The 12513-nt window shown below is 57.9% G+C and carries 15 protein-coding genes; 12 read left to right on the top strand and 3 right to left on the bottom strand.

From position 1 onward, the window contains the following. Positions 1 to 4: 4 nt before the first annotated feature. Complete coding sequence (locus HNQ99_RS06240) at positions 5 to 1012, top strand: glycosyltransferase family 2 protein (protein WP_322790329.1); 1008 nt, start codon at positions 5 to 7, stop codon at positions 1010 to 1012. Positions 1013 to 1116: 104 nt separating this feature from the next. Here HNQ99_RS06240 and HNQ99_RS06235 read toward each other — a convergent pair whose 3' ends face one another. Continuing rightward, complete coding sequence (locus HNQ99_RS06235; protein ID WP_184474782.1) at positions 1117 to 1347, bottom strand: response regulator transcription factor; 231 nt, start codon at positions 1345 to 1347, stop codon at positions 1117 to 1119. Positions 1348 to 2121: 774 nt separating this feature from the next. Between HNQ99_RS06235 and HNQ99_RS06230 the strand changes: the two genes are divergently transcribed. From HNQ99_RS06230 to HNQ99_RS06180, 11 genes are all read left to right on the top strand, one after another. Beyond that, the gene (locus tag HNQ99_RS06230; protein ID WP_184474781.1) at positions 2122 to 2343 is read left to right on the top strand and encodes a response regulator transcription factor; all 222 of its coding nucleotides are present in this window, start codon (positions 2122 to 2124) and stop codon (positions 2341 to 2343) included. A 109-nt stretch (positions 2344 to 2452) separates the two neighbouring features. Next, positions 2453 to 2929: a hypothetical protein gene (locus HNQ99_RS06225; protein WP_246414653.1), complete on the top strand. Its 477-nt coding sequence runs from the start codon at positions 2453 to 2455 to the stop codon at positions 2927 to 2929. A gap of 2 nt (positions 2930 to 2931) precedes the next feature. After that, positions 2932 to 3906, top strand: coding sequence for a bifunctional diaminohydroxyphosphoribosylaminopyrimidine deaminase/5-amino-6-(5-phosphoribosylamino)uracil reductase RibD (gene ribD / locus HNQ99_RS06220; protein WP_322790328.1), 975 nt, complete (start codon positions 2932 to 2934; stop codon positions 3904 to 3906). Between the two features lie 9 nt (positions 3907 to 3915). Next, positions 3916 to 4521, top strand: a complete 606-nt coding sequence (locus HNQ99_RS06215; protein WP_184474779.1) for a riboflavin synthase — start codon at positions 3916 to 3918, stop codon at positions 4519 to 4521. 52 nt (positions 4522 to 4573) lie between these two features. After that, complete coding sequence (gene ribB, locus HNQ99_RS06210) at positions 4574 to 5851, top strand: 3,4-dihydroxy-2-butanone-4-phosphate synthase (RefSeq protein WP_184474778.1); 1278 nt, start codon at positions 4574 to 4576, stop codon at positions 5849 to 5851. A 16-nt stretch (positions 5852 to 5867) separates the two neighbouring features. Continuing rightward, positions 5868 to 6290: a 6,7-dimethyl-8-ribityllumazine synthase gene (gene ribH / locus HNQ99_RS06205; RefSeq protein ID WP_184474777.1), complete on the top strand. Its 423-nt coding sequence runs from the start codon at positions 5868 to 5870 to the stop codon at positions 6288 to 6290. Between the two features lie 130 nt (positions 6291 to 6420). Beyond that, positions 6421 to 7083, top strand: coding sequence for a COQ9 family protein (locus HNQ99_RS06200; RefSeq protein WP_184474776.1), 663 nt, complete (start codon positions 6421 to 6423; stop codon positions 7081 to 7083). Positions 7084 to 7174: 91 nt separating this feature from the next. Next, complete coding sequence (locus HNQ99_RS06195; RefSeq protein ID WP_184474961.1) at positions 7175 to 7453, top strand: FeoA family protein; 279 nt, start codon at positions 7175 to 7177, stop codon at positions 7451 to 7453. Next, positions 7450 to 9306 (top strand): ferrous iron transporter B, encoded by a 1857-nt coding sequence (feoB, locus tag HNQ99_RS06190; protein WP_184474775.1) that lies wholly within the window; start codon positions 7450 to 7452, stop codon positions 9304 to 9306. Before HNQ99_RS06195 ends, feoB begins: the two co-directional genes overlap by 4 nt. Before the next feature lie 62 nt (positions 9307 to 9368). Further along, positions 9369 to 9893 (top strand): single-stranded DNA-binding protein, encoded by a 525-nt coding sequence (gene ssb, locus HNQ99_RS06185; protein WP_184474960.1) that lies wholly within the window; start codon positions 9369 to 9371, stop codon positions 9891 to 9893. Positions 9894 to 9985: 92 nt separating this feature from the next. After that, positions 9986 to 11053: a DUF2279 domain-containing protein gene (locus HNQ99_RS06180; protein WP_246414652.1), complete on the top strand. Its 1068-nt coding sequence runs from the start codon at positions 9986 to 9988 to the stop codon at positions 11051 to 11053. A 10-nt stretch (positions 11054 to 11063) separates the two neighbouring features. On the opposite strand, the gene HNQ99_RS06175 is transcribed toward HNQ99_RS06180, so the two are convergent. Next, positions 11064 to 11876 carry an arylamine N-acetyltransferase family protein gene (locus HNQ99_RS06175; RefSeq protein ID WP_322790327.1) on the bottom strand — a complete coding sequence of 271 codons (813 nt, stop codon included), beginning with the start codon at positions 11874 to 11876 and terminating at the stop codon, positions 11064 to 11066. Positions 11877 to 11880: 4 nt separating this feature from the next. Continuing rightward, positions 11881 to 12447: a DUF3617 domain-containing protein gene (locus tag HNQ99_RS06170; RefSeq protein ID WP_184474774.1), complete on the bottom strand. Its 567-nt coding sequence runs from the start codon at positions 12445 to 12447 to the stop codon at positions 11881 to 11883. Between the last annotated feature and the right edge of the window lie 66 nt (positions 12448 to 12513).

Genomic DNA, 12513 nt, shown 5'->3' with positions numbered 1-12513 from the left:
TCCGGTGAACAGGATCAGCCAGCCGTCAGTTCTGGTCGCGATCGTGAATTATCGCACGGCCGGCCTGGCAATCGACTGTCTTGACAGTCTTGTCGAAGAGATGAAGGCCCATCCCGGCGCGCGCGCAGTTATCGTCGACAATGCCTCCGGCGACAATAGCTGCGGCCGTATTGCCTCCGCCATCAAGAAGCGCGGCTGGGACCGCTGGGCAAAGCTGGTCGCTTCCCCGGTCAATGGAGGGTTCGCACAGGGTAATAATCGTGCCATCGCCACCGACCGGGCGGCAGGCGGTTCGCCCGATTATGTTTGGCTGCTCAACCCCGACACGCGCGTACAGCCGGGTTCCATGCAGGCACTGCTGAAATTCATGGATGACCATCCGCGTGCCGGCATTGCCGGAACCTTGCTGAAGGACCGCGACGGGCAGGCATGGCCTTATGCGTTTCGCTTTCCGTCATTGTTGGGAGAAGTTGAACGCGGCGCTCGGTTCGGGCCGGTCAGTCGTCTGCTGCGAAATCATGCGGCGGTTCAGGAAATGGGCCGCGAACCGGCGCCTGTCGATTGGGTGTCAGGAGCCAGCATGATGATCAGGGCCGAACTGCTCGATTCGGTCGGACCGATGGATGAGAGCTATTTTCTATATTATGAAGAGACGGACCTGTGCCTGCAGGCCCGGCGGGACGGGTGGGAATGCTGGTACGTGCCCCAGGCCTGCGTCATGCACATTGCCGGACAGAGCACCGGTCTCACGGGCAAGGATGCGGTCGTACGCCGGATGCCGGCTTACTGGTTCGAATCGAGGAGATATTATTTCTTGAAAAACCATGGACGCTTCTATGCCATGACTGCCGACATGCTTTGGATCGTGTCGCATCTGGCTTGGCGGTTACGTCGGCGGATCCTGGCGCTCACTGATCATGATCCGCAAGGCCTATTGATTGACTTCGTGAAGCACTCTGCCTTGCTGAAGGGTGAAAGCCCCGCGCCTGGAAAGCCGCTGGGCTCAAGGTGAAGGGTGCGAGGGTCGCATTTATGAGAAATTCACAGGCGTTGGTGGCGGACGGTCCGTGTATGTCACGTCGTCCGCCGCCATCGCCTGCGGCCCCCGCTGGCAAATCAGCCATATTGAGATGGCAATATTCCCGCACGAATGACATAGGCGATCATATGCGCCCGGTTGCGCGTGCGTGTCTTCAGCCGGACATTTTCGATATGGCGCTCAACCGTACAGGGCGCGATGTCCAGCTCCATCGCCACTTTCTTGGCAGAAAGGCCGAACGCGACAAGACGAAGCACCTGGGACTCTCTGTTCGTAAGTTCAACAGAGGAAATGGCGTTGTCGTGCATGATAACCCCCAACTTATGCAATACTTGATTATCCTCATAAAACGCAATTTATCAGTGCAGTTCACAATAGTGAATTGCATGACAAGCGCGCTTAATCGAGACAACAGATTGCTTGGCCCAATAGATTTATATGAATACGTGTCTGATTATCAGAACATGTATTTACTGCTATTTGCGACCCATAGCGGATGAATAGTTGTCTTAAATGCCTGACCGGCTCCCACTCACAGTCAACTATGATCCACCATATGTTCGATTCGGGCAATAGGGCCTACATGGCGCATTTTGGACACGCCTAACCCGGATGGGAGGCGAAAATTCTAGAAGTCTGAAAATTCAGTGAAAACCTTGCCTGTATCAAACAGGATATCTGTTTATCCCAACGGAAAAATATGGCCGTGCATGTTTCGTTTTGGGACAGAAACGAATTTGCCATCGTGGATAGATGCGATTCGAATAGCCTAAAATCGGAAATCAGGGCTTGAAATCCAAATCCGCAAGCAGAACACTTCCTATTTTATCCTTATCTTACAGTAATATATCGAAAAACTCATAAAAAAAGCGGGTCTCTATATCAAAGGGTATAGTCGCAAATAGCCAAACGGCCAACCTCGACGCCGGAGACTTGGTCATACAGGCTAACTACTCTCCACGCTTGCTATCGAGAGGTCGGCTTGAGACTAATATTCTCGTGACCACGTGTCTTATCGGACCGGTATGCCGAATACATCCTAGCTTAGCCCAGGGCTTGTTTCCGGGCAGGGGGGCTTGAAGATGATTGAAACGGACGACGACGCGAAGCTTTGGCTGACGCCGCGCGAGGTGCAGGTACTAACATGCATTGCCACGGGCCTGTCTGCCAAAGAGATCGCGAAGAAATTGAACATCGCTCCAAGAACGGTAGAACGCCACATCGACCACATCCGCCTGAAGACGAGAACGAGGAACCGTTCCCACATGGTGGCCTACGCAATTGCGAAGGGACTGATCGGCTAGGCTTTCATTCCATTCGACCCTGACCGCCTGTTCCTTCTGGGGAGCAGAGGGTTTCGCAAATGCGCTCGGCCTCCGGGTGGCGCGTTGGCCACTGGCGCTCCATGCTCTCATGTCCTATTTAGCGGACATGGCTATTTTTCCCCGTCCCGTCTCGCCCAAAAGGGCCTGGGTCGATCTGCGCGACTATCTGGCTGAAGGACGCCGTCACAAACTGCTGTTGCTGGCGCTTGCGCTTGCGATGACCTGGGTTATCATATGGGGCTTCCTCTTGGACTCCAAAACCAACACGGCGCCCGGAAAGCAGATTATCTATATTGAGAACTGGACCGGGGATCGGACCGATGCCGACATCATCGCCCAGCAAAAGATCGACCTTCTGAAGCGCGAGGCCGCGATCAAGCGTAAGCAGCAGGATTTTCGGAAAGTCGCTGACCAGTTCGGCATCGATTGGCGCAAGGAAGCGGCCATCGGCGATCGGCGGGAAAAAGAGGCGGTTGCCGCCCTGATGAAGCGCCTTGATAAAATGGAAGCAGAAGCCAAGGCAAAGGCGGCGGAGAAGGCTGGCAAGAGCGGGGCGGCTCACTGACCGTGGAGTCCGACGCGCGATACATGGCCGTCGCCATCTCGCTGTCTGAGCGGGGGCGAGGCCGGACTGCGCCAAATCCCAACGTGGGCTGTATCATCGTCAACAACGGCCATGTTGTCGGACGCGGTTGGACGCAGCCAGGGGGGCGACCCCATGCTGAAGCCATGGCGCTGGCCGAGGCAGGAGATGCGGCCCATGGGGGTACCGCCTATGTCACCTTGGAGCCTTGCTTCCATCGGTCATCGCGTGGACCTGCATGTAGCGCCTTGTTGCGAGAGGCAGGGATCAGCCGAATGGTCGTCGCCACGCAGGATCCTGATCAGCGAACCGACGGGCGTGGCGCGGCAATGCTGGAGCAGGCTGGGATCGAAGTTCGCACTGGAGTGATGCGGGCCAAAGCACGTGCGGCGATGGCGGGCTTTTTTGCACGGCAAGCCCTTGGCAGGCCTCATGTAACACTTAAACTGGCGACTTCTCTGGATGGCCAGATCGCGCGCGCGGACGGAGAAAGCCAGTGGATCACTGGGCTGCAGGCGCGGGCTCACACGCATCTGGAACGCGCCCGCCATGACGCGATATTGGTAGGCCGCGGCACGGTGAAGGCGGACAACCCACGGCTTGATGTGCGACTGGCAGGACTTGAAGACCGCTCTCCGATACGATTCATGCTAGGCAGCGGCAATGCACCGGACGGCTGGAACTCCATCGCTGCGCCCCAAGACATTGCCGGCATTCCCGAGGTCGACCTTCTGATGATCGAAGGTGGGGCGCGGACAGCCTCGGCCTTTTTGGCTGCTGATCTGGTTGACCGGCTGCTCCTTTACCGGGCGCCTGTCCTGATCGGTGCGGGAAAAGCGGCGCTTGCCGATATCGGCCTGGGAAGCCTTTCCGACGCACATGAGCGCTGGCGCCTCATTGAGACCCGCATGTTGGGTCCGGACCGGATGGAGCTTTACGAGCGCACGCGCGCTGCTTAGAGGTTAGTCATGTTCACAGGCATCATCACCGATATTGGCCGCATAGACGACATCGAGCATCGCGGCGACCTGCACCTTAAAATCGCCAGCAACTATGACATGGACGGTGTTGATATCGGCGCTTCGATTGCCTGCTCCGGCGTTTGCCTGACCGTTGTCGAAAAAGGATCGGACTGGTTTGCCGTGGACGTGTCGGCGGAAAGCGTCTCTCGCACAACTCCCGGAATGTGGAATTCTGGGCAGCGGCTAAACCTCGAACGCGCTTTAAAAGTTGGGGATGAGCTTGGCGGGCATATTGTCACGGGCCATATCGATGGCGTGGGCGCTCTCGTTTCGGCAGCGCAGGAGGGTGATTCAACGCGGATCATCATCGCTGCGCCGCCTGCGCTCGCACCTTGCTTGGCTCCAAAGGGTTCCATCGCGGTCGACGGCATTTCCCTGACCGTCAACGAAGTGGAGGACCAGCCTGACGGCAGCGTCCATTTCGGCATCAATCTCATTCCCCACACGGCGCAGATGACCACATTTGATACGCTCTCGGTCGGGCGTAAGTTCAACTTGGAAATTGATGTTCTGGCTCGATATCTCGCAAGAATGCAGCAAGTACGCAAATAGCGATGTGATCAATGCGCTTGGATATCACATTATAGTGTGATAATGGGAGCCAATGAGCACAGATCTTATCAAAAAACTTCGGGAATTGGTGACTAACGGCGGCATGTCGCGCTCCGGTCTGGCGCGAGCCGCTGGCCTCCACGCCAATTCCCTGCGCCGAATGGATGAGTTTGACTGGAATCCAACAGCGGACACCCTCGGAAAGCTGGAAGCCTATCTGCTGAAGCGCGAAGGCGGGACGGCGCTTGCCAGCCCGGAAGAAATCATCAACGAAGCCCGTAACGGCCGCATGTTCATCCTGGTCGATGACGAGGACCGGGAGAATGAAGGCGATCTAGTGATCCCGGCCCAGATGGCCACTCCCGACGCGATCAACTTCATGGCGACCCATGGCCGTGGGCTGATCTGCCTGACGCTCACCCGTGCACGCGTCGAGCAGCTTGGCCTCGATCTGATGAGCCGGAAAAACGGCACGCGCCACGAAACTGCTTTCACGGTATCTATCGAAGCGCGGGAAGGTGTAACCACCGGGATCAGCGCCGCCGACCGTGCGCGCACCATCGCCGTCGCCATTGATGGCGCGCGCGGGAGGGAAGATATTGTAACGCCTGGCCATGTCTTCCCGCTGGTGGCGCGCGATGGCGGCGTTCTGGTCCGCACCGGCCATACCGAGGCGGCTGTAGACGTTGCCCGCCTTGCCGGCCTCAATCCCTCCGGTGTGATCTGCGAGATCATGAAGGATGACGGCACAATGGCGCGTATGGATGACCTCATCCCGTTCGCGCAAAAGCACCGGCTGAAGATCGGCACCATCCGTGACTTGATCGCTTATCGCCACCGCAACGACCATCTCGTGGAAAAGCGTGCGGAGACGCGGTTCAACAGTCGCTGGGGTAGCGATTGGACGGCGATGACGTTCTACAATCGCGCCACCGGCACGGAACAGGTCGTCCTTCAAAAAGGAAGAGTGAATCCCGACGAGCCGACCTTGGTTCGGATGCATCAATTTTCCCCTTTCTTGGACCTTCTAGGGCAGGAAGGGCCGCGCAGCGGGTATTTACGCCGTTCGATGGAAATCATCGGGGAGGCCGGCGCGGGCATCATTGTCCTGTTGGATCGGCACGTGCCGGATTCGATGAGCAGGATGTTCAGAATTCATGCAGGGATCCAAGATCCCAACATGGAGGAACTTCGCGATTATGGCGTGGGTGCGCAGATTCTGGCGGAACTGGGCGTGCATGACATGATTCTGCTTACCAACAGCCATCATAGCCTGGTTGCACTTGACGGCTACGACCTCGCCGTGGTTGGCGAACGCCGCATCGATTAAAGGCAAAGGGAGCGTCATGGCTAAATTCCTTATCGTGGAAGCACGCTTCTACGATCATCTCAATGACATGTTGGTGGACGGCGCGAAGACCGCGCTGGACGAGGCCGGACATAAATATGAGGTGATGATGGTCCCCGGCGCGCTGGAGATCCCGGGCGCCATAGCCATGGCCGCCGAGTCGGGCCGCTATGACGGCTTTGTCGCCATCGGTGTGGTCATCCGTGGCGAAACCTATCATTTCGAAGTGGTGTCGAACGAAAGCGCACGCGGACTGATGGCTCTTTCCATGGACGGTATCGCGATTGGTAATGGTATCCTGACCGTGGAAAATGAAGCGCAGGCATTGGAGCGGTCCGACCGCACGCGTAAGGACAAGGGCGGAGAAGCGGCCAAGGCTGCTATTGCGATGTTTGAAATAGGACAGAAATTCGCAGTGTGAGTAGGGCTGGGCAGAGACCTTTATCTAGGTCGGCTGAGGCGGAATGTTCGTTTTACTGATGACGTCCTGCTGTATTCCCTATTCCTAACCATTCGCCTTTTCCCTACATGCAGCATCAGGGAGAAATGCAATGACAGGCTTGCCAAACGATCCGACCCTGGACGAAGTGCGCGAGCATGTGGCCCCGTTGCTGCCCGGGCAGGCGGCATTTGACGGGTGGAACGACGCAGCGCTGACCAATGCGGCGGCTGCGGCAGGGCTGGATGCCGCCATGGTGGAGCTTGCCTTTCCCGGCGGCGCGATGGACATGATCGATGCCTGGTTCGGCTGGCTCGATCGGGAAATGGAAAGAAAGTTCCCGCCCGAGGTGCTGGCGACCATGAAGGTGCGCGAGCGAATTGTGGCGCTGATCGAAGCGCGACTCGATCTGCTGGCTCCCGAAAGGGAGGCGCTGCGCAGGGCCCAGGCGATCATGGCGATGCCCCAGAATCTGGTCGCCGCCACGCGTCTTGGCTGGCGAGCGGCCGACCAGATGTGGCGGCTGGCAGGAGATATTTCCACGGACTTCAACTATTACAGCAAACGAACGACGCTCGCGGCGGTTTACGCCGCCACCTTGCTTATCTTCATCAGTGATGAGAGCTCCGGATGGACGGACTCCCGCGCTTTTCTGGGCCGGAGGATCGACGGGATAATTCGCTTCGAAAGGACCAAGCAGCACTGGCGCGCTAATGCGGAACGGCGGCCGAGCCTTGCTCGCTTCATTGGCCGTTTGCGTTACCCCGCCATATGAGTTCTAGCTCGCATGCGGGACTGGAAATTCTCGCTGGTTATTGATAATCAATCGCACAATCGACCCAATTTTTTATCTTGAAAGTCAGTCATTGCGCCTCGACCAGTTACCGCTTCGCCGGTCCGCATCCATCGACAGCATCAACTGGTCGTCCCTGTCCGATGTGGAAGGCCAGCGGCTTCGCGAATTGGGCATTAGCGAAGGCGTCACAGTGGAGGCGCTGCATCATGGCGGCTTGTTCGGGAGGGGGCCTATCGCCTGTCGCGTGGGTCGTATGATCGTCGCCATGCGTCGCCCGCATGCGGCCGCCATAACCGTCCGTCCACTTGAAACGGCCGAATTTACCCGAACGGCGGAAGCCGCTGCATGAGCCGTATTCCCTTGGTGGCGCTGGTCGGTAATCCCAACGCCGGCAAAAGCGCGCTCTTTAACGCGCTGACCGGCGCGCGGCAGAAACTGGGCAATTATCCCGGCGTCACCGTGGAGCGTAAATCGGGCCGCTTGATGTTGAATGATGGCCGGCCGGTGGAACTGGTGGACCTTCCTGGCACCTATAGTCTTAATCCTGCCAGTCCCGACGAGCAGGTCACTCGCGACGTGGTCATGGGATTACAGACCGGCGAAAGGAAGCCAGACGCCCTCGTCATTGTGCTCGACGCCGCCAATCTGGACAACCACCTGCGATTCGCGCTTGAACTGATCGCTCTGGATCTGCCGGTCGTGATTGCGCTCAACATGGTCGATTTGGCAAAGCGGGATGGACTGGAGCTGGACCCTGAAGCGCTCGTCCGTGATCTGGGCGTGCCGGTCATTGCCACGGTTGCCGTCCGCAAACGCGGACTGGAAGAGTTGCGTGAGCATCTAGCGGGTGCTCTCGCCCAAGGCAGCGGACGCGCGGTCTCGCCGGCGCCCGCCGGAAATTTTTCGGAAGTACAGGCGCGTGCGCGCCGAATCGCCAGGAACGCCATCCGTTCGGAAACACCGACGCGCCGCCTGACCAGCGCTGTGGATGCAGTAGTGCTTCATCCGGTCGTAGGCCCCATCTTGCTGGCGGCATTGCTGTTCGTAATGTTCCAGGCTGTATTCTCCTGGTCGGAGGCACCCGTGGCCTGGATCGAAGGAATGGCTGCAGTCGCGGCGGATCTGGTGACGGCGAGCTTGCCTGCCGGTGTGCTCCGTTCCTTCCTGGTGGATGGCGTCATCAACGGCGTCGGCTCGGTGATCGTGTTTCTGCCCCAGATCCTGATCCTGTTCTTCTTCATCCTGTTGCTCGAAGCAACGGGATATATGGTTCGTGCGGCTTTTCTGATGGACGGCCTGATGGCGCGCGTGGGGTTGTCCGGCCGCGCCTTTATTCCGCTGCTGTCCTCCTTTGCCTGCGCCATTCCCGGCATCATGGCGACCCGCACGATCAGCGATCATAAGGACCGCCTCACCACGATATTGATTGCGCCGTTGATGACCTGTTCGGCGCGCTTGCCGGTCTACGCCGTCATTATCGCCGCATTTATCCCGAACAGGGTCCTGGCGGGCGGCATCGGCCTTCAGGGATTGGTGCTGTTCCTGCTTTACCTGAGCGGCATTGCGGGCGCGCTGCTCGCTGCTTTGGTGCTGCGGCGGAGCGTGACGCGCGGTAAGAGCAGCGGGTTTCTGATGGAGATGCCCAAATATCAATGGCCGCGTCCGCGCGACCTGTTGCTTGGCCTTTGGCAGCGTGCAGTCATCTTCCTGAAAAGGGCAGGCACGATCATATTTGTCTCGACTATCATCCTCTGGACGCTTTTGAGCTTTCCCAAAGCGCCGCAAGGTAGCGATGTGTCGCAGGTCGATTACAGCATCGCCGGGCAGATAGCGGGCGGGCTCAGCACCATCATGGAACCGATCGGATTCAACCGGGATATTTCCCTGGCGCTCATTCCCGCCATGGCGGCGCGGGAGGTGGCGGTATCGGCGCTGGCGACGGTCTATTCGATCGAAAGCGGCGATGAAGCCCAAACCGAACGCTCGCTGACCGAGCGACTGCAGGGGCGTTGGTCGCTTCCCACGGCGCTGGCGTTCCTCGCCTGGTTCGTGTTCGCGCCGCAATGCATTTCGACCATTGCGGTCACCCGGCGCGAAACCAATGGCTGGCGATGGCCGCTGTTCATGGTCGCTTATCTCTTCGGCCTCGCTTATATGTTCGCCGGGATTACATTCTGGACGGCGGCCGCTCTGGGACTATAAGGGAGTTTTCCTTTATGCGGCGCGCTGCGCCGCTCCCCAATGACGAGACGGTAGGAGACAACATGGCAGGCAGCGTCAACAAGGTGATTCTGGTCGGGAATCTGGGCGCTGATCCGGAGGTTCGCAGCTTTCAGAATGGCGGCAAGGTCTGCAATATCCGCATCGCAACCAGCGAAAACTGGAAAGACCGCAACAGTGGGGAGCGCAAGGAGCGGACGGAATGGCACAGTGTCGCCATCTTCTCCGAAGGCCTGGCGAATGTTGCCGAGCGCTTCTTGCGCAAGGGCAGCAAGGTCTATGTCGAAGGTCAGCTGCGCACTCGCAAGTGGCAGGATCAGCAGGGACAGGACCGCTATACGACAGAGGTCGTGCTGCAGGGCTTCGATGCCAAGCTGGTGCTGCTTGACGCGCGTGAAGGCGGCGGCTCTTCCGGCGGCTTTGGCGGTGGCGGGCGCAGCGATGACAGCTGGGGTTCGTCCGGCGGTTATGACGATGGCGGCTTTAGCGGCGGCGGCAGCCGAGGAGGCGGGTCGCGCAGCAGTGGGCCGAGCTTCGACAATGATCTGGATGACGAAGTTCCGTTCTAAGGAGTGGATCTTATAGGACTTGGGGAACTGGTCATAATCATTTGAAAATGAAACCTTGTTTGTGTCTCGCTAGGCTAATGGCGTTGCCTTTTATGGCGGTAAGCCCATCTGCCACGTCGCAAGTGATGCCTGTGTTTCAACAATCGGCGGAACTTTCCGATTACCATCTTCCTGGACAGCTTGCATCGGAACAGCGTTTCAGCGGCCTGACTTCCGCAACTGATATAAAGTTAGACTTTGAACAGGAGGGGTCCATCGGAACAACGTCGCTTTCGACTGTCGAGGCCGTGTTGGACGATCTTCAACTTTCGCAAACCGCGACCAAATCTTCTCCTTTTATTTATGGTCCGCAGGACTCCGCCAGGGTGCCGGATGCTTCCCAGTCCAGTGGCTTTCGCTCATTTGGCAGTCAGGTTGGCGCCGTTAAATGGGAAATGGCGGCGATTGCAGCATATTACACGGCGATAAACGGAAAAAAGCTATTCGACGACGCGTCTTCGCCTCACTTCCATAAGGAGGGTTGGTTCGGCAAATCGACGTCCAATGTGGGCATAGATAAGCTGGCGCACGCCTATAGCACCTACGTGATTTCGGAACTCATCCATGCACGACTGAGGCGCAAAACGGAAAGTGCGCCGAACATAGAATTTACGGCTGCAGCATTGGCGTCCGCTGCAATGCTGTACACAGAACTTTGGGATAGCATTGAACGTAGTGCAGGATGGTCTTGGGAGGACGTTACGTTCAACACATTGGGCGCAGGTTTTTCAATTCTTCGAAACTCGGTCCCCAAGCTTGATCAGAAGCTTGATTTCCGCATGATGATTGTACCGAATTCGAAGATATTTCAAGCCGAAGGAAAAGGTCATTTCGAGCAGCAGAGGTTTTTTCTTGCCCTGAAACCTTCCGGATTTGAAGCCTTGAAAGATGGGCCATTGCGCTTCCTGGAACTTCACCTGGGTTATTATGGCAAAGATTTTTCCTCGGAAGATCGAGCTGCCGGTGTCAGACCAAAGCGACGCATTTTTGTTGGTTTTGGAATCAATCTTCGAGAATTGCTCTTCAAGAATTCCAAGGGAAGGGCAGGTCGCGCGGCGGGCGAGATTCTGGACTATTTCCAGCCCCCCTATACCGCCGTACGCACCCATATAACCAATTGAAGTTTGGCCTCTAAATGTGCGCCCCGGCTATTGATTCAACCGAATAGGCCGAGAGCGGCAACCTCCTCTGACGACAGATGGAGGTCGAATAGTCGGCGAGCAGGGCGCGATATTCTGCAGGCGTGCTGATGCTCCGTTCCTCGGTGTGCTGATTGCGGCTGATCGAAAGCTCCCGGTCTATGAGGCCGGCCCTGCCGTCGGGCAAGGCGCGGCTGACGATGCGCAGCGTGGTGAAGCGCGTCTGCCGACGGGTGGCTGTCCAATGGTTGCCCATCTCCAGGTCGCAGGCCTCCACCGGCGTCAGCTGGAAGCTATATTGGTCCTGCCAACCGGTTCCCCCATCCCGCTGAAGCATCCAGCCACGTTCCTCTTCGATCAGGCGATAGAAGACGCCGCCTGGCGCTTCTGCTGCTCGGTTGGGTTCAAGAGGCATTGGCGGGGTGAAGTCCCCACCGAAACCCGCATCGGCGATCCAAGGCTGACCATTCAGCGTCACCAGATTGAATGTGTGGGTATGCGGCTGAACTTCATCGGCCATCAGCCATACCCGCGCCAACAGGGGCCGCGCTTCAAATCCGACCTGTCGCAACGCCCGGAGGAAAAGCTGGTTCTGCTCGAAGCAATAGCCGCCGCGCCGCTGGGTCACGAGCTTTTCGAACACTCGCTCGGGCGCCAGGGATATGCCTCGGCCCAAAGGGATGTCCAGATTTTCAAACGGGATGGCCAGTCGATGCGCTCGCTGCAGCGACATCAGTCCCTCGGCGTCGGCAGATGGAGCTTCGTTGATGCCGATGCGGCTGAAATAAGCATCAAGTTCGCTCATGGCTTCAGACGCCGCCAGCCGCCGCTCCCTCGGAACCTGGCGGACAATTGCCGATGTGACGCCCTGTCACCTTTGATTTCATCGCCATGCTCATGCCTTTTTGAAAGCCGGACATGTTGGTTTCCTGGTTCATCTCATAGCTGTCCGCGCCATATTTGCCTGTCATGTTCATCTTTAGCTCACCGGGCTGGTTTTTGCCCTTGCATGTCATCGCCGCCTTGATGAGGCCTCCCGTCATATCGAAGCTGGAATAAGAGCAGTTGGCGTTTTTCTGCGCCGCCAGGAAGTCTGCGTTCGGCTTTTCGGCCTGTTCGCGTGAGATGCAGCTTTTTACCGTCGTCTTGGTGCCGATCATGTTGTTCATCATGCCTGTCGGAGCGCCCTCAGGCAGGCCTTCCATCTTCACGTCAAGGATTTGGACCGTCGTTTCCCACTGGCCGGGCGTCAACTTCACTGCCTGCACCTTCTTGGCGACATCATCCGCCGACATGGGCGTGCCATTATCCTGGCCCTTTCCGCAGGCGGACAGAAGTAGAACCCCGCTTGCGGCGGTCACGATCAAGGCTTTCATGGATAGGATCCTCCCGGAGATGGTGGCTGTTATTGCGCCCTTGTTCCGGACTACCATATCAACTGC

Origin of the sequence: Rhizorhapis suberifaciens, assembly GCF_014200045.1 — a bacterium.
In the GTDB taxonomy this organism is placed as follows: Bacteria; Pseudomonadota; Alphaproteobacteria; order Sphingomonadales; family Sphingomonadaceae; genus Rhizorhapis; species Rhizorhapis suberifaciens.
This window is presented reverse-complemented; position numbering and strand designations above follow the sequence as displayed.